Origin of the sequence: Nonomuraea sp. NPDC049784 (assembly GCF_040659615.1) — a bacterium.
Classification (GTDB): domain Bacteria; phylum Actinomycetota; class Actinomycetes; order Streptosporangiales; family Streptosporangiaceae; genus Nonomuraea.
Genome location: NZ_JBFAMX010000223.1, coordinates 1 through 15,644, shown reverse-complemented (window position 1 = coordinate 15,644; position 15,644 = coordinate 1). Strand labels below are relative to the sequence as shown.

Annotated in this window: 14 protein-coding genes and 2 pseudogenes; 11 read left to right on the top strand and 5 right to left on the bottom strand. The window is 68.5% G+C overall.

Annotation, left to right across the window (positions count from 1 at the left end; translation table 11 throughout):
- Nucleotides 1-56: 56 nt before the first annotated feature.
- The 6 genes and pseudogenes from AB0J09_RS34170 to AB0J09_RS34145 form a co-directional block, all read left to right on the top strand.
- Nucleotides 57-578: pseudogene (locus AB0J09_RS34170) on the top strand (ISKra4 family transposase); the annotation flags it as partial.
- A 203-nt stretch (nucleotides 579-781) separates the two neighbouring features.
- Nucleotides 782-1,804 carry a tyrosine-type recombinase/integrase gene (locus AB0J09_RS34165; RefSeq protein WP_360699906.1) on the top strand — a complete coding sequence of 341 codons (1,023 nt, stop codon included), beginning with the start codon at nucleotides 782-784 and terminating at the stop codon, nucleotides 1,802-1,804.
- Nucleotides 1,805-1,874: 70 nt separating this feature from the next.
- Entirely contained in the window at nucleotides 1,875-3,284 is a 1,410-nt protein-coding gene (locus tag AB0J09_RS34160) for a hypothetical protein (RefSeq protein ID WP_360699903.1), read from the top strand.
- Nucleotides 3,259-4,029 carry a tyrosine-type recombinase/integrase gene (locus AB0J09_RS34155; protein ID WP_360699909.1) on the top strand — a complete coding sequence of 257 codons (771 nt, stop codon included), beginning with the start codon at nucleotides 3,259-3,261 and terminating at the stop codon, nucleotides 4,027-4,029. The genes AB0J09_RS34160 and AB0J09_RS34155 overlap by 26 nt, the downstream gene beginning before the upstream one ends.
- A complete protein-coding gene (locus AB0J09_RS34150; RefSeq protein WP_360699900.1) occupies nucleotides 4,026-4,472 on the top strand; it encodes a DUF6262 family protein in 447 nt (148 codons plus the stop codon). Before AB0J09_RS34155 ends, AB0J09_RS34150 begins: the two co-directional genes overlap by 4 nt.
- A gap of 240 nt (nucleotides 4,473-4,712) precedes the next feature.
- Nucleotides 4,713-5,012, top strand: a pseudogene (locus AB0J09_RS34145) (ISKra4 family transposase); the annotation flags it as partial.
- Nucleotides 5,013-5,347: 335 nt separating this feature from the next.
- Here the strand turns inward: AB0J09_RS34145 and AB0J09_RS34140 are convergent.
- Nucleotides 5,348-6,355: an alpha/beta hydrolase gene (locus AB0J09_RS34140; RefSeq protein WP_360699897.1), complete on the bottom strand. Its 1,008-nt coding sequence runs from the start codon at nucleotides 6,353-6,355 to the stop codon at nucleotides 5,348-5,350.
- Between the two features lie 891 nt (nucleotides 6,356-7,246).
- The gene (locus AB0J09_RS34135) at nucleotides 7,247-8,725 is read right to left on the bottom strand and encodes a DHA2 family efflux MFS transporter permease subunit (RefSeq protein ID WP_360699894.1); all 1,479 of its coding nucleotides are present in this window, start codon (nucleotides 8,723-8,725) and stop codon (nucleotides 7,247-7,249) included.
- A gap of 83 nt (nucleotides 8,726-8,808) precedes the next feature.
- Between AB0J09_RS34135 and AB0J09_RS34130 the strand changes: the two genes are divergently transcribed.
- From AB0J09_RS34130 to AB0J09_RS34120, 3 genes are all read left to right on the top strand, one after another.
- Nucleotides 8,809-8,979, top strand: coding sequence for a hypothetical protein (locus tag AB0J09_RS34130; RefSeq protein ID WP_360699891.1), 171 nt, complete (start codon nucleotides 8,809-8,811; stop codon nucleotides 8,977-8,979).
- A gap of 140 nt (nucleotides 8,980-9,119) precedes the next feature.
- A complete protein-coding gene (locus AB0J09_RS34125; RefSeq protein ID WP_360699888.1) occupies nucleotides 9,120-9,716 on the top strand; it encodes a TetR/AcrR family transcriptional regulator in 597 nt (198 codons plus the stop codon).
- A 310-nt stretch (nucleotides 9,717-10,026) separates the two neighbouring features.
- On the top strand, nucleotides 10,027-10,683 hold the full coding sequence (locus tag AB0J09_RS34120; RefSeq protein ID WP_360699886.1) for an MFS transporter: 657 nt from the start codon (nucleotides 10,027-10,029) through the stop codon (nucleotides 10,681-10,683).
- 37 nt (nucleotides 10,684-10,720) lie between these two features.
- On the opposite strand, the gene AB0J09_RS34115 is transcribed toward AB0J09_RS34120, so the two are convergent.
- The 3 genes from AB0J09_RS34115 to AB0J09_RS34105 form a co-directional block, all read right to left on the bottom strand.
- Nucleotides 10,721-11,677 (bottom strand): site-specific integrase, encoded by a 957-nt coding sequence (locus AB0J09_RS34115; protein ID WP_360699883.1) that lies wholly within the window; start codon nucleotides 11,675-11,677, stop codon nucleotides 10,721-10,723.
- 133 nt (nucleotides 11,678-11,810) lie between these two features.
- The gene (locus tag AB0J09_RS34110; protein ID WP_360699879.1) at nucleotides 11,811-12,905 is read right to left on the bottom strand and encodes a HAMP domain-containing sensor histidine kinase; all 1,095 of its coding nucleotides are present in this window, start codon (nucleotides 12,903-12,905) and stop codon (nucleotides 11,811-11,813) included.
- Nucleotides 12,902-13,555 (bottom strand): response regulator transcription factor, encoded by a 654-nt coding sequence (locus tag AB0J09_RS34105; protein ID WP_360699875.1) that lies wholly within the window; start codon nucleotides 13,553-13,555, stop codon nucleotides 12,902-12,904. The genes AB0J09_RS34110 and AB0J09_RS34105 overlap by 4 nt, the downstream gene beginning before the upstream one ends.
- Before the next feature lie 87 nt (nucleotides 13,556-13,642).
- On the opposite strand from AB0J09_RS34105, the gene AB0J09_RS34100 reads away from it, so the two are divergent.
- Both AB0J09_RS34100 and AB0J09_RS34095 read left to right on the top strand, forming a co-directional pair.
- Nucleotides 13,643-14,971, top strand: coding sequence for a S41 family peptidase (locus AB0J09_RS34100; protein WP_360699871.1), 1,329 nt, complete (start codon nucleotides 13,643-13,645; stop codon nucleotides 14,969-14,971).
- Nucleotides 14,972-15,149: 178 nt separating this feature from the next.
- Nucleotides 15,150-15,644: ATP-binding cassette domain-containing protein (locus AB0J09_RS34095; RefSeq protein WP_360699867.1), on the top strand; the 495-nt coding region annotated here is incomplete at its 3' end.

Sequence of the window (15,644 nt, the reverse complement as noted above, 5' to 3'; positions counted from 1 at the left end):
CCTGACCGCCCGCGCCCTCGCCGACGGCGGAAACACCGTTTATGCCGGCATGCGCTGTCGACGCCTTCTACGCCGCGCGGACGCCGCTGCCGTGCACCGCCTGCACGGTGCTGGCGATCAGCGTGGACGGCAAGGGCATCGTGATGCGCCCCGAGGCGCTGCGGCCCGCAACCGCCAAGGCCGCCGCCCGCGCCCGCGCCACCTTCCGGACCCGGCTGGCGGCGGGTGAGAAACCGGCCCGCAAACGGATGGCCACCCTCGGGGTGGTCTACGACGCCGAGCCCGCGCCCCGCCGGCCGCACGATGTGATCGCCGTCCCCGGCGGCCGGGCCGGGCAGCGCCTGCCGCGCGCCAGACCGTCCGCGATGCGCAAGTGGCTGTGCGGCTCGATCATCACCGGCCCCGCCGCGGTGATCGCCAAGGTCTTCGACCACGCCGAAGCCCGTGATCCCGGCCATGTCCGCCCCTGGGTCGTGCTCGTCGACGGAGCCCGCCACCAGCTCGATCTGATCACGGCGGAGGCCGCCCGCCGCGGCGTCGGCGTCCACATCGTCATCGACTTCGTTCACGTGCTGGAGTTATCCCCGGGAGATCAGCGACTCTCATCTATGTCATCAACGAGCGCGGATGGTGACCGTCTGTCATCGTCTATTCCCTGTTATCAGCGGGTGTTGTTCGACGAGAGGGAACAAGTCGCGTGGCCTACAACCTTGCGGTTCAGCCGCCGGGTGGGCGTCGTACGTGGACCGTGGTTGACGAGTCCTACGCGACGGTGGCGCCGGTGGAGGAGTGGTTAGAGGCTCATCGGGCCGAGTGGTCGCCGAACACAGTGCGCGGGTATGCCACCGGGCTTGCTCAGTGGTGGAGCTTCCTGGAGCAGCGAGGTGAGGCGACCGCCTGGGGCGAGGTCGGGGTGCCGGCCGTGGCGGCGTTCCTGTCCTGGCTGCGGAACGGCCGCACGGTCGAGCGCGCCATCGTCGCCCCGCAGGACGTCCCGTCGGATGACACATTGGCGGCACGTCTGGCGGCGGTGATCTCCTTCTACCGCTGGCAGGACGCCGTTCACGACGTGCCGGTGGCGAAACGGCTGCTGAAGGGAGTGCCTCGGCGCGCTCCGGCGCGGGCTTTGCTGTGGCATCTGGATCGTGGGAGCGTCCCAGCGGCCTCGTCGCTGGTGCGGGTGCGGCGTACTCGCCGTCGGGATCGGCCGCCGATCCTGCTGCCGCGGCAGGTCCAGGCGATTTTGGACGGCTGCGCGTTCTACGACGCCGACGCCGGGGAATGGGTCGGCAACCTGCGGGATCGGCTGCTGTTCGCGCTCTTGGCCGAGACGGGAGCTCGCATTGGCGAGGTGCTGGGCATGCGGATCAGCGACTTCGTGATGGGCCGCGGCGACACTCCCTATGTCGAGATCGTTCCTCGGGACGACAACCCCAACGAGGCCCGAGTGAAGATGATGCGAGCCCGCCGCGTCTATGTGGGCACCGACCTGGAACAACTCTTCGCCGACTACCTCACCCATCTGGCCTGCCGGGCCGCCGAGCTGGGACTACCGATCACCGCTGAGGACGCCTTGCTGGTGAACCTGGACCGCCCGCCGTTTCTGGCGGCGATGCGCGAGGGGACCGTACGCGACAAGGTGTCGGCGCTCAAGCGCAGAAAGATCGGCCCGCCTGGATGGACACCGCATTGGTTCCGGCACACTCACGCATCCGCCCTGCTGCTCGCAGGCACCCCTGACTGGGTGGTCTCCCGCCGCCTCGGGCACGCCCACGTGCAGACCACGCTCGACCTCTACGGCTGAGTCAGTGAAGACGAGGCGTTGCGGGCGGCGGCGAACTGGAAAACCTACACCGCAGGGTGGCGGACCGGCCATGACCAGTGAAAACACCACGGCCCCGGAGTTGGGCGCTGCGGCCGTCACCGATCCGGTGGCGCGTTTGCTGGCCGACCTGCCGCCCGCGTGGCATGGGGAGGTGATCGGCCACGGGGTCGAGGGCTGGGAGACGCTGGTGGAGGCCGGCCGCGATCGCTCGCTGCGGCTGCTGGGGCTTCCCGCCCGTCTGCGGCACGAGATCGCGTGGATGGCGCACTGGCAGCACCTCGACGGGCTGAAGGTGGCGGTCGCGGTCTGCAACCAACTGGCCTCGGTGCTGGCCTGGGCAGCCGAGACCGGGCGTCAGCTGCCGCCGTCGCTGGCCTGGGCCGACAAGCAGGAACTGCTGCGGCTCCACGGTGCCTGGTTCCACGCACGGCATGGTCGCCTGCCCGCCGAGGACCACGGCCGCCGGACACGATTCGAGCGTGTCCTGACCTACCCGCGGCTGGCTCTGGCCGCCCGTCTGCATGAGGGGGCCTGGTGGGAGATGGACACCTGGCACCCACGCTGCGACCCACGCATCCCCTTGCGCGAGCGCGAGCCCGCCTTCTCGGTGGGCTGCTCACCGGGAGACGCCCACCTGCCCTGGGTGAAAAACGCCCTGAAGTGGCACATGGGGATGCTGCTGGAATCCGGAGCGCTGACCTGGACCACCATCGTCAACCAGCGCAGCTCGTCGCTGCTGCGGTTCGCCCGCTGGCTGGACACCCTGCCCGATCCGGCCGCGGCGCTCCGGGACACCACGCAGGCCGCGAGCCTGGCTGCCGCCTTCCGCCAGTGGGCCCTGGTCCCCGCCAACCGGTCCTCGGTCAACCGGCCGCCCGACAAAGTCAGCCCGGGCAAGATCAACCTGGACCTGTCGTCGGTCGCCGACTTGATGACCTTCCTGGTCGACCACCGAGCCGAGGCCGCCCAGGTCCTCGGTCCCTCGCCTTGGGATGCGTTGACCGAGGCGCATCCGGCGATCTGGCTGCGGCAGCGCACCCGGCTGCGCCGTCACGTCATCCTGTCCGACGAGACCCGTTACGTCGATGACCACGCGGTGGCGCAGATCACCGCCTGCCTGCCCGCGCTCGGTGAACCAGCCGACCGAACCATCACCGTCATCTGCGATGGGCACCCCCGCGCCCTGGCGGGGCAGGACGACCCGCAGCTGATGCGGATGCTGCTGTTGCAGATTCTCACCGGACGCCGCGCCAGCGAGATCTGCCTGTGTCCCTTCGACTGCCTGTCCCCGGCCACCGATAGCGCCGTCGACGCCGCCGAAGGAGACGCCGTCGCCCGCTTCCGCTACGGCCAGAGCAAGATCGACGCAGCGCCCGACACCATCCTGGTCGACGCCGAGACCGTCGCGGTCATCGAGGAAACAACAGCAGTGGCTGCGCGCCCGGTTTCCCGGCCGTGACCTGCCCTACCTGTTCCCCCAGCGACGCGCCAACGCGCACGGCGCCAAACCCTACGGCAACTCCAACTACGGACGGGCTCTGGCACTTTTCAGCCGGCTGGCCCAGATCACCGACGCCACCGGGAACCCGGTCAAGCTCAGCCACACCCACCGCTTCCGGCACACCAAACTCACCAAGCTCGCCGAACTGGGGCTACCCGTTCATGTCCTGCAACGCTATGCGGGCCACTCCACGCCGACGATGTCGATGCATTACGTGGCCCGCCGCGACGAGCACGCCGAACAGGCGTTCCTGGCCACCCGCAAGTTCAAGGCCGACGGCACCCATGTGGTCTTCTCCCAGCAAGACCACGACGCGCTTCACCTGCTCGACCGCGCGGACCGGTTCCTGCCCAACGGCTACTGCCTGCTGCCGCCCCTGCAGAACTGCCAGAAGGGCAACGCCTGCCTGACCTGCGGAGTCTTCGTCACCGACGACAGCCACCTGGCCACCCTCCAACGGCAACTGGCCGAAACGACCGCGCTGATCGAACGCACCAGCGCCCAGTTCCACCGCCGGCACGGCCATCCCATGCCCGACGACAACGTCTGGCTTGTCCAACGCCAGGCCGAACGCGACGCGCTGGTCAAGCTCCTGGCAGCGATGCAGGCCAGCCCCGGCCGGGCTGTCCAGGGCGCGGGCAGTCCCAGCAGCCCGGTGCCCGTGTCCATCGACTTCACCCACCACCGGAAGCAGCAGTCATGACCGACCAGCGTAAACACCGCATCGACACCCTCAACCAGGCCGCCCGCCGCAAGTCCGAAACCAAGACCATGGCGGCCGAGGCCGCCATCCGCACGTTGATCAAGCGCGGCAAGCCGATCACCTTCCAAGCCGTCCAGCGCGAAGCCGGTGTCTCCCACTCTTTCCTCTACGCCCACCCCACCCTGCGTCAACGCATCGAACACCTCCGGCAGCAGAACCACGCCCCACCGCCACCGCCTGCCGATCCCGCTGACGAGAACAACATCGTCCTTGCCCTCACCGCAGAGATCACGAAACTGAGAAAGCAGCTCCGCGACCGTGACAAGGGACTACGAGAGGCACTCGCCCGAGCCCACGGCGAGAATCTCGAGCTGCGTCGCGAACTGGCACGCCGTGGCGGCTCCGTCTCTCACACACAATCAAGGATCATCGGCCCCTGCTGAGTACGTCACAGCAATCGCATCAACAACGTGACCAGGGGAATTACGCCGAATTCAAGATCAAACCGTGGATAACTCCAGAGATTATGGGCTGCCGCCTGGAGCCTGCATCCTCCCGCGGCACCGGCCGCCGAGGACTGGGTCGCCGTCCACGCTCTGGCCCTGCTGGCCGGGCACACCGGCCACGTCATCACCGCGCTGTCCGGCCAGGCGGCCACCACGGCCGCCCACCGCCGCGACGGCATCGACGCGTGCATCCGCTACCTCACCAACAACCTCGAGTATCTGCGCTACGACCAGGCGCTGGAGGCGGGATGGCCAATCGCGACAGGCGTGATAGAAGGCGCCTGCCGCCATCTGATCGCCGACAGATTCGACCTCGCCGGAGCGCGCTGGGGCCTGGCCGGAGCCGAAGCCGTCCTGAAACTGCGCGCCCTGATCGCCAACGGTGACCTCGACGAATACTGGCGTTTTCACCGCGCCCGGCAACACGAACGTGTCCACCAGAACGACTACCAGGACGGATACTCCCTCACGGCTTGATCCCTCCAGTCACTGAGGAAGAGCTACACCCAGCTGAGATGGGCGTGCCCCGCGGGGACAGCAGGGCCACGTCCTCGTCCTTGACTGGCATGCCCTGGCGGCGCGACTGGTCGACGATCGCCGACAGATACGTCGCGAGCTGGGCCTGTGCACCGCAGATGCGACCGCGGTCTGATCCTGCGGGTTGCCCGTCCGGCCCCGGGTGCGATCCAAGACAACGGTGGCAACGGCGGCGGCCCGTTCCAAAACCATGGCGTCGACGAGGCCCGGCTGGGCCGGGCCATTCGAGTCACAGCACGGCATCTGGCTCCGCGACGACCCGTGTTCGTCTCAGCTCAGGACAGAATCCTGCGCAGCCACCGGGCGCGTGTCTCGCGGGCGTTCTGAGAGAGCACCGCCTGCGGCACCAGGAGGTCGGACCCGTGGAAGCCGCCGGGCCACACGTGCAGTTCGGCGCTCCCTCCGGCCTGCCAGATACGACTGGCGTAGGTGACGTCCTCGTCGCGGAAGGTCTCGGCGGAGCCCACGTCGATGAACGCGGGCGGCAGCCCGGACAGGTCCGTCGCCCGCGCCGGGGCCGCGTAGGGGGAGACGTCGTCGGTGCCCCGGGCGTCGCCGAGCAGGGCGGTCCATGCACCCTGGCTGGACGCTTGGTCGAAGGTACCCAGCCCGGCCATTTGGGCCGCTGAGGGGGTGTCGTTGCGGTCGTCGATCATCGGGTACATCAGCATCTGCGCGAACAGGGCCGGGCCTCCGCGGTCACGGGCCATCAGCGCCAGGGCCGCAGCCAGGCCTCCGCCAGCGCTGCCGCCGGCGACGATGATCCGCTCACGATGGAAGCCCAGTTCCTCGGCGTGTTCGGCGGTCCACACCAAACCGGCGTAGCAGTCCTCAACCGGACCGGGATGCGGGGTCTCCGGCGCCAGCCGGTACTCCACCGACACCACAGCCGCGCCCACCTCGTGGGCCATGTCGAGCATCTCCGGCACCTGTGACCGGTTGTCGCCCATGACCATGCCACCGCCGTGGATGTGATAGATCACCGGAACAGGCACAGCCGCCGCCGTCGGCCGGCAGATCAGCAGGGAGACGTCTGGCGCGTCCTGAGGTCCTGGCACCGTCCGCTCTTCGACGGTGAAGGCGCCACCCTTGGTGAACGCCTCGTCCGGCGCAGGTTGCATGCCGGGAGGGCCCTGGCGCAGGGCCGCAATCCCGGCGAGATCGCTGAATGCGTCGGGCGGCAGGAACTCATGGACCATTCGCAGGGCCGGCGCGAGCTCCGGGTCGAAAGGCGGAGGCGGGCCGACGGGAGCGTGAGATGGATCAGAAACGAAGGCGGTCATCGTCAACTCCAAGAGTGATGTGATCGAGATCTTCATGTTCGTTGGTCTTCGGCAAGGGATCTGCCGCCATGCGGCGGATTCTGACCGCCACATGGCGGTGGCCGTATCCGCAGCACGGTGCAGGGGGCCGTTGCGCATGCCATGGGCCGTCCCCGTAACCGCCGGCAAGTACCGGCCGTCAAACGGGCGGAACATCCACGGACTCGCCTGTGGCGGCCATCGCCGCCACCAGCCGATCAGGTGGATCACGTCTCCGGGCTGCGTCCTGATCAACCCTGCAGGGCCTCTCGCGGGATGACGACGTCTACCGTGGTGCCCTCTCCTGGCACCGGATTGACGCTCAGCCAGCTGCCCACCTCGGGGAATTCCGTCTTCCGCGCGCAACCGCTTCTCGAACGCCTCACCCGACAGACCGGCATCATCGTTGTTGACCGTCAGCCGTAGGCCCCGGCTCCCGGTGGTAGCGGCGAAAGAGACGGTCCGCGCCCGTCTCTCCCGCTCTATCTGGTCGAGAACGTCACTGAGCACATTTCGGATGGCTTTCGCGACCCGGTCGGGTACGTCTGCCTTCTGCAGCGCCCACGCCTCCATCGCGATCCCGGTCCGTGACGACCCTTCCTTGTGCTCTTCCTCAACGGCCCGGGCGAGCGCCGTCCGTGCGACCAGCCGGGATTCCTCCCAAAACATGCCTCCTCCTCGCACTCGGCGCCGCGTCGCCAGATCGAGCCGCAGAAGCCTCTCGGCCGACAACTCTCACATTTCAGCCGTTTGACTGGTTGAGCGTTGGGGTCCCGCTTCAAGACCGCTCGGGCCGGGCTCGACCGGCACCGGCGCTGTTGCTGTCGTATCAGTTCGGCCATCTGGCCCCGGCGGCTACTCGTCGAAGCTCGACTACGCTGGAACGGAAGCGCCCTCGGCATCCGACGATGTCCCGCCCTCGGGTGGTCGCGGTGCGAGTGCCTTCGGCGACGACAGCACGGTGGCCGCAAGGAGGAATGCAGCGACAAGGAGCCCGGCCGCGACGCCGAAGGCCAGGTGGTAGCCGTCGGTGAGAGCCGCAGCGGTGCTCTGCGCGCCGGCATGCAGGCTCCGCGCATGCGAGCCGGCGAGGGTGGCCAGTGCCGCGACGCCGAGGGCGCCCCCGATCTGCTGGGTGGTGTTGAGCAGTCCAGAGGCCAGACCCGAATCGCGGGGTGTGGCACCTGACATGGCCAGTCCGATGACCGCCGGAAGCGCGAGGCCCGCGCCGGTTCCGAGCAGGACCACGGCCGGGAGGACGTCCACGGCGTAGATGGCGTGCAGGGGAAGGCGGGCGAGCAGCAGGAGAGCGACCACAGTGGACACCAGGCCGGCCAGCAGCACTGTGCGGCCGCCGAAGCGGGTCATGAGCCGGGCCGACAAGCCGAGTGAGATCACCGCGATCACGATGGGACCGGGCAGGTACGCCAGGCCGGTTTCGATGGCGCTGTATCCGTTGACCGATTGAAGGTACAAGGCCAGAAGGAACTGAAACCCGAACAAGGCGGCCACGAAGAGGATCTGGATCACGTTGGCCCCCCAGAGGTAACGCGACCGGAAGAGCCGCAGCGGCAGCAGCGGGCTGCTCGCCTTCGCCTGCCGCAGGACGAACCCCGCGAGCAGGACGATCGACAAAGCGCCGAAGCCGAGTGTGTGGGCCGAGCCCCAGCCGTGTTCCTCGGCCTTGTTGATGGTGTAGACCAGTAGCATCAAAGCTGAAGTGACCAGGAACGCGCCCAGCAGGTCGGCTCCTGCGCCGAACCCGAGCCCACGGTCAGGTCGAAACAGGCGCGCGGCCAGTACCACGATGACGATCCCGATGGGGATGTTGATGTAGAAGATCGAGTACCAGCCGACTGCCTGAGTGAGGACTCCTCCGGCGATGACACCGATCGAACCCCCGGCCGCGGCCACGAAGCTGAAGATACCGATCGCCTTGGCCTGTTCGCGCGGCTCGGTGAACATCGTCACGATCATGCCCAAGGTCACGGCGCTGGCCATGGCACCGCCAACGCCCTGGAGGAACCGCCCGGCGATCAGCAGTTCCTGGCTTCCTGACAGGCCACAGAGCAGTGAGGCCGCGGTGAATGCCGTGATGCCGGTCAGGAACATGCGCTTGCGGCCGATGAGGTCGCCGAGCCGCCCGGACAGCAGGAGCAGGCCACCGAACGCGATCATGTAGGCGTTGACGAGCCAGGAAAGACTTGTCTGTGAAAAGTGCAGGGCCGAGCCGATGGTGGGCAGCGCCACGGTGACGATGCTCCCGTCGAGGACGATCATCAGTGTTCCCGCGCAGAGCACGTACAGCGCCGGCCAGCGCATGCGGTCGGCCCGGTCGACAGTCTCGACCATGGTCACCTTCATTCCTAGGTAGATGACTTGTTACCGAGGTCATCATTTGTGACCATGGAGGCCCAGCGGAAGAAGGCACATTCATGGTCCAGAGGAACACCGATGTATCAGCGCAGGTCCACGACTCGACGGCCTGCACGGTGCTGGAGGTGCTCGATCGGGTCAGTGGCAAGTGGGCCATCGGGATCCTGCGGCCCGGACCCGGGCGACCTCGGACCGCGATCAGCACCGACCCGGTCTACTGGGCCCGCTAGCGTGGCTTGCCCTGTCGGGCATGTTGTTCGACGCCGTCGCCGACCATACTTTGGGGCTGGAAACGGGCGAATTTCCGCCGGCGGACCGCGTGTTCCCGGCATATTGCACCAACAGATGCAAAACGGCTAGTGTTGCCCGCATGGCTCGACCGCGGACATTCGACGAGGACCAGGTGCTGGCCACCGCGATGGATCTCTTCTGGGCGTACGGCTATGAGGCCACCTCGACCCGGGACCTGTGCAACGCCGTCGGACTGGATCGCAGCAGCCTGTACAACGCGTTCACCAGCAAGCACGAGCTGTTCAGGCGTACGTTGACCCGCTACGTCGAAGCTACCGCCGCCAACCAGGCGCGCATCCTGGAAGACCCGGAGCGGTCGCCCGTGGAGCGCATCCGCGAGTTGCTCGCCGAGATCGTCGAGATGGAGTCCGCCTCTTACCGGGACGGCCGCGGCCGCGGCTGCCTGACCGTCAACACCACGGTGGAACTGGCCGGTCGGGATCCGGAGATCGCCCTGCTGCTCGATCGCGACCTGGCCCGGCGGCTGGACTCGCTGCGGGCTGTCATAGCGGCCGGGCTGACGGCCGGTGACATCACCTCGACCCGCAGGCCGGAAGCGCTCGCTCGGTTTGTCAACGCCGTGATCGCAGGTATCCGGGTCGCCGCTCAGGGAGGCGCCGACCGTCTCGCCCTGGAGTCCATCGCCGAGACGGCCATGGGCGCACTCACCCCCTGACGTCTCCTGTCGAGTCCGGGCAGGTCTTGGCGTGCGCGAATTCTACACCGTTCGATGCAAAATTCTCGCTAAGGAGCGATCGCCTTGCCCCGTGTCGTCTATTTGCTGTCCCTCGGCATTTTCGCCATGGTGACCAGCGAGTTCGCCGTCGCAGGACTGATGCCGCAGATGGCTGCCGGACTCAGCGCCACCATCCCGCAGATCGGCTATCTCATCACCGCCTTCGCGGTCGCCATGACCGTGGGCGGTCCCTTTCTCACCATCGCCGTGGCGCGGGCTGCGCCCGAAGCCGGCGCTCACGGCGTTGTTCGTGATCTTCCTGGTGGGCAACGTGCTGGCTGCGGCCTCGGGTTCGTACCTAGTCATGATGGTCGCCCGGGTGATCACCGGGGTCGCCTCGCAAGCGTTCTTCGGGGTGGCCATCTCCCTGGCTGCTCAGCTCACCGACGGGCGGGTGCGCGGGCGGGCCATCGCGGTGGTCCTGAACGGGCTGATGGTCGGCACGCTGCTGGGGCTCCCGCTGTCCACCCTGATCGGCGAGCACCTGGGCTGGCGGGCCGCCTTCTGGGCTATCAGCGCGCTGACTGTGCTGACTGCTCTGGCCACGCTCATGGGCGTGCCCCGTCTGGAACGGACTGGGGCCGACGGACCTGAACTCCGAGAGGAGTTGAAGGTCTTTAAAAACGCCAAGCTGTGGCTCGTGCTGTCCACCAGCACCCTCATCATCGGCGCGACCTTTTCCGCCTTCAGCTACCTGAACCCGATCCTCACCCAGGTCACTGAGGTCGGCGAGGGCACGGTGCCGGTGCTGCTCATCGCGTACGGCGCCGCGACCGTGATCGGTAACACCGTCGTCGGCCGCCTGGCCGACCAGTACACCATCAGTGTCCAGGTAGAGGGGCGGCCGGAATACACCAGAAAGGGGCCGTGGGCTGCTGTAGTCGCAGCTCAGCGGGTTCGGCGGTAGGCGCGACCATCCCCTGCAAGGTGGGTGTGGTCCAGGGTCAGCGGGTTCGGCGACGTTGGGCGGGGTCTGCTTCGGCGGTGATGCGGGCGGAGGTCTCTTCGCCGAGTCGTACGTAGCGGCCGAGGCTGGCCAGGTGCTGGTGGCGGCTCTTGGCCTGCAGTTCGGGCGCTGTCCGGCCGGCTTGGGCGAGATGCTGGAGCGCCGAATGGCGGAGCTGGTGCAAGGTCCACCCTTGCCGGTGCGGGTCGAGCTTTGCGGAGGCGGTCTTGAACAGGTACTCGGCGCGCGGATAGGACAGTCGGCCTCGCCCGGTGACAGGGCAGATGTCCGCGGCTGCGGGCGCGCGTCGGCCGGAGGTGGGGGCGCGCCGGTCGGCCAGGAACACCGGCCCGGTGGTGCGGCTGGCTAGCAGGCGGGGCAGGATCCGGGCCGTGGAGGTGGCCCAGTGCACGTACTCGATGGCGCCGCCCTTGGAGACGACGCGGGCGCGGCGGAACTCCAGGTCGAGGTCTTCGACGTTGAGGGTGAGGATCTCCTCGGCGCGGCCGGCCGTGTCGTACAGCAGCCTCCAGAGGACTTTTTCCCGCAGGGCGTGCGCAGGGTCGGTGAAGAGCGTCTCCAGCCGGGTGCGCGGGATGGCGCGGTCGCCTCGGTGTGCTGTCTTGCGGCGTTCCAGCCGCCGGGCTGGGTTGGTGGCCAGCAGTTCCTGGCGCTGGGCCCAGGCGGTGAACGAGGTCAGCGCGGATAGGTGCCGGTTCCAGGTCGGCGCTGCCGCGGCGTTCCAGTGATCCATCACCGCGGCGTAGTGCTCAGGCTGCAGGGCGGCGACCGGATGGTGCGGGCCGGTGGCCGCGGTCAGCCGGATAAGGGTCTCGGCGTAGCCGGCGCGGGTGGTGGCGGCAGCAAGGGAGTCGAGGAAACGCTCGACCGTGGCCGTGACCGTCACGCCTGCGGTCGCAGGGTCAGGCTGGCTGGGGAACGCCACGATGGACACGGAGCCGCCTCCCGAAAGGCGATGTGACACATAATGTAGCCGAGTCGACTGCGCGGCGGCGGGCGCCGAGCTGGGCGGAGGTGATCCGTCGGCCGCCGGTGTGACAGATAATTCACATTCTGTGTCACATGCATCACTCCGCTGTTCCTCCTGCAGGGGATGCATCCTCCGATCTCGCGAAAACTACGACGAGCTCCAGCCCGCCGCCCGGGTTGGGGTTCGCTCGCACGTCGGCCCCGTGGGCCTTCGCGATCGCTGCGACGATCGACAATCCGAGCCCGGCGCCCTGTCCAGGGGTCGTGTGGAGCCGCCGGAAGGGCTTGAAGAGGTCGCCGAAACGTTCCTGGGGCACGTGCGGGCCGGTGTTACGGACCGTCAGCGCTCCGCGGGAGAGCGTTACCTCAACGGTTCCGCCGGGATGGTTGTAGCGGACCGCGTTGTCGAGGAGGTTGGTGACGAGCCGGTTCAGCAGGACAGGGTCCCCATCGACGACGAACGGCTCTGCCTGCCCCGTCACACTGACGCCGTCCGCATCTCTTTCCGCCAGGACGCGCCGTACCACCTGGTCCACGGCCACCGGACTCCTGTTGTCCAGGCCGTGTTCCGCCTGGGCCAGGACCAGCAAGGCGTCGATGAGGTTCTCCGCGCGGCGGTTGTGGCGCAGGAGCGTGCCGCGGATCTCGCCGACGTCCTCGGGAAGCCCGATCTCGATCGCCGCCCGCTGGACGGCCAGCGGAGTCCGCAACTCGTGGGAGGCGTTCGCGATGAACCGCCGCTGCCCCTCGACGGAGCGTTCGAGCCGGTCGAGCATCGCGTCGAAGGTGTCGGCCAGTCCCTTCAGCTCGTCCTTCGGCCCGGCGAGCGCGATCCGTTCGTGCAGGGTCGACAGGGACAGCCGCTGCGCGGTGGCGGTGATCCGGTGGATGGGCCGCAGGATCCGCCCGGCGAGCAACCACCCGACGGCCAACGAGACCAGTGTCAGGGCCCCGACCGTCAGTGCGGTCACCTGCCACTGGTAGCCGATCACGTTGTTCACCAGTTCGGGCAGCTGTGGCAGCCGATCGTTCGGCACGCCCCGGGGCGGCGCCGCCCCTCCGCCAGACAGCCGGCCGATCCGCGCGTCCAGCGTCCGACGCAGCAGGAGGTTGACCGTGACCAGCAACACAACCGAGGTGAGTAGGAACAGTCCGGAGTAGATCAGCGTGAGCCGTACCCGGATCGTCGTCACAGCAGGTATCCCGCGCCCGGAACGGTCTGAATGCATGGCGGGTCCCCCAGCTTGGCCCGCAGGCGGCTGACCAGGACCCGCACCACCGTGGTGAACGGATCGGCGTTCTCGTCCCAGGCCTCTTCAAGCAGCCGTTCGGAGCTCACGACCGCGCCGTCCGCCCTCATCAGCACCTCCAGGACGGCGAACTCCTTGAGTGACAGATGCAGGTGCCGCCCGTCCCGCGAGGCCTGCAGCCGGTGCCTGTCGAGCACGATCCCGTGCCGCGTCAGCACCGGTGGTACCTGCGACTGGCTGCGCCGCCCCAGCGCCTGCACTCGTGCGACCAGCTCGGTGTAGTCAAAAGGTTTGGGCAGGTAGTCGTCGGCCCCCATCCCGAGACCTGCGACTCGCTCCGGCACCGACGCCGCCGCCGTCAACATCAGGATCCGCGTACGGCTCCCGCGCGCCACCAGTTCACTGCACACGAGGTCGCCGTGGATCTCAGGCAGGTCCCGGTCCAGCACGAGAACGTCGTAGTCGTGCACCGCCAGCCGCTCCACCGCGGCGGCCCCGTCGTACACCACGTCGACGGCCATGGCATGGCGGCGCAATCCCACCGCCACGAGATCGGCCAGGTCGCGTTCGTCTTCGGCCACCAGAATGCGCACCCGACCTTCATACTCGAACCGGGGTTTCAATGGCGTTAACGGATCCGTTCACGACCGTGTAACCCGCTTCAGGCCACGCTGGCGGCCATGATCAGAGCCCTCTGCGCGGCCGTCCTGGTGGCGGCCTGCTCTATGTCCGCACCCGCGTCCTCGCCGGCCACCACCTCAGGCGAGCGCTGTACCGCCGCCACCGCGCCACCTCCGGAATCGGCGCCGCCGACATCGGTGAACACGCTCGGGCAGGCGTACTTCTGCGTGCTGGACAACTACTACAGCGGTCCGGCCATGGATCCGAAGGCATTGCTGAAGAGCGCCTTCGCCGCCTATACCCAGGACCTGATGCGGCGCGACGCCGATCGGGCCGACCTCCGCCTGCCCGAGCTGACCGGGAACCGCGACATCGACTGGGCCGCCTTCGCCAAAGTCCTCGGCGCCGGTGACGTGTCCGCGCTGCGCGCCGCGATCACCGCAATGGTCGCCGGACTGCACGACAACCACGCCCGCGCGGTCAGGCCGACTCCCCAGCCGGAAGGCGGGCCGACCGGAACGGGGATCGTGGGCATATCGGCCCGGCAGGGCCAGCAACTCGACCCGGCGGCCAAGCCGCCGTTGTTCATCACCAGCGTCCTGCCCGGCAGCCCCGCCGCCAAGGCCGGCATCAGACCCGGCGACATCATCGTCAAGGCCAACGGCGTGCCCGCGTTCATCGGGAACACCGTGAACCAGAGCATCGTCGCGGCCTTCGCCACCAACCCGGTAAAGCTCACGCTCAAGCGCCCCACGACGGGACGGACCCGCACCGTCGACCTCAAGGAGGGGCCCATCACGAGGCAGCCTCCGGCGGTGACATCGAAGACGCTTCCCGGCGGCGCCGTCTACGTCCAGCTGCCCGGATTCTTCGAAGGCGCCGCCGACCAGGTCATCGCCAAGCTGACGGGCAAACCGAAGGCGGTGGTCCTCGACCTGCGCGGCAACGGCGGCGGGTCGCCCCGCGAGGTGACGCGGCTGCTCGGAGCGTTCGCGCACGGCAAGGTCACCAGCTACTTCTGCCCGCTCAAGGGCGACTGCGTGCCCAACCGGACCGACGACACCGTCGCGCTGCTCGGCTCGCGCCTGGTCGTCCTCACCGACCGGGGATGCGCCTCGGCCTGCGAGGACTTCAGCGCGGCCGTCAAGGACAACAGACTGGGCACCCTCATCGGAACCCGCACCGCGGGAGCCGTCTCCGGCCCCGCCGAAGGCTACCTCCTCAACGACGGCAGCCTTCTGCTGCTGCCCAAGGTCCGGCACCTCGGGCCCGCCCGCGAAACCATCGACACGATCGGCGTACCGGTCGACCACTACGCCCCCATGACCGCGCTCGACCTGGCTACCGGGCGCGACCCGGGTGTGGTTAAGGCGCTGGCGCTTCTTTGACGCGCTTGCCGGGCTGGCCGCCCCTTTCACCATCGCCGACACCCAGCGCGCCGCCATGGCCGAGCCGGGCCCGCTCGACCGCAGCGCTGTTGGCGGAGGGCGTCGTGCTCCCGCTTGAGGCGGGCCTGCGGCGGCTCAAGACCCGTAAGCAGAACTGGATCTATCGAAGGAGTGGATTGTGAGCAATGCCGCCGGCACGCCCGTACTGAGCGCCCGCGGGCTACGGAAGGAGCACGGCAGAGGGGAAGGATTGGTGCGTGCCGTCGACGGCGTCGATCTCGACGTCAGCGCGGGAGAGACGGTGGCGATCATGGGACCGAGCGGCTGCGGAAAGTCGACGCTGCTGCACCTGCTCGGCGGGCTGGATCGGCCCTCGGCTGGAGAGGTGTGGCTGAATGACCGGCGCATCGACAACATCAGCGAGAAGGCCCTGGCCGGGATGCGGCGGACCGACGTCAGCTACGTCTTCCAGTCCTTCCACCTGATGGAGGAGCTCACCGCCGTGGAAAACGTCGAGCTGGCGGCGCTGCTGGCCGGACGCTCGCCGCGGGTCGCACGGCGGCGTGCGGAGGAGCTGCTGGATCAGCTAGGACTCGCCGGCCGGGCGCGGTTCCTGCCCTCCGCGCTCTCCGGCGGCCAGCGGCAGCGGGTCGCGGTCGCCCGGGCGCTGAGC

Bases quoted from the DNA above. Each gene is read 5' to 3' on its own strand.
- AB0J09_RS34160 (WP_360699903.1), top strand. From the start codon at position 1,875: ATGACCAGTGAAAACACCACGGCCCCGGAGTTGGGCGCTGCGGCCGTC.
- AB0J09_RS34150 (WP_360699900.1), top strand. From the start codon at position 4,026: ATGACCGACCAGCGTAAACACCGCATCGACACCCTCAACCAGGCCGCC.
- AB0J09_RS34140 (WP_360699897.1), bottom strand. From the start codon at position 6,355: ATGACCGCCTTCGTTTCTGATCCATCTCACGCTCCCGTCGGCCCGCCT.
- AB0J09_RS34135 (WP_360699894.1), bottom strand. From the start codon at position 8,725: ATGGTCGAGACTGTCGACCGGGCCGACCGCATGCGCTGGCCGGCGCTG.
- AB0J09_RS34130 (WP_360699891.1), top strand. From the start codon at position 8,809: ATGGTCCAGAGGAACACCGATGTATCAGCGCAGGTCCACGACTCGACG.
- AB0J09_RS34125 (WP_360699888.1), top strand. From the start codon at position 9,120: ATGGCTCGACCGCGGACATTCGACGAGGACCAGGTGCTGGCCACCGCG.
- AB0J09_RS34100 (WP_360699871.1), top strand. From the start codon at position 13,643: ATGATCAGAGCCCTCTGCGCGGCCGTCCTGGTGGCGGCCTGCTCTATG.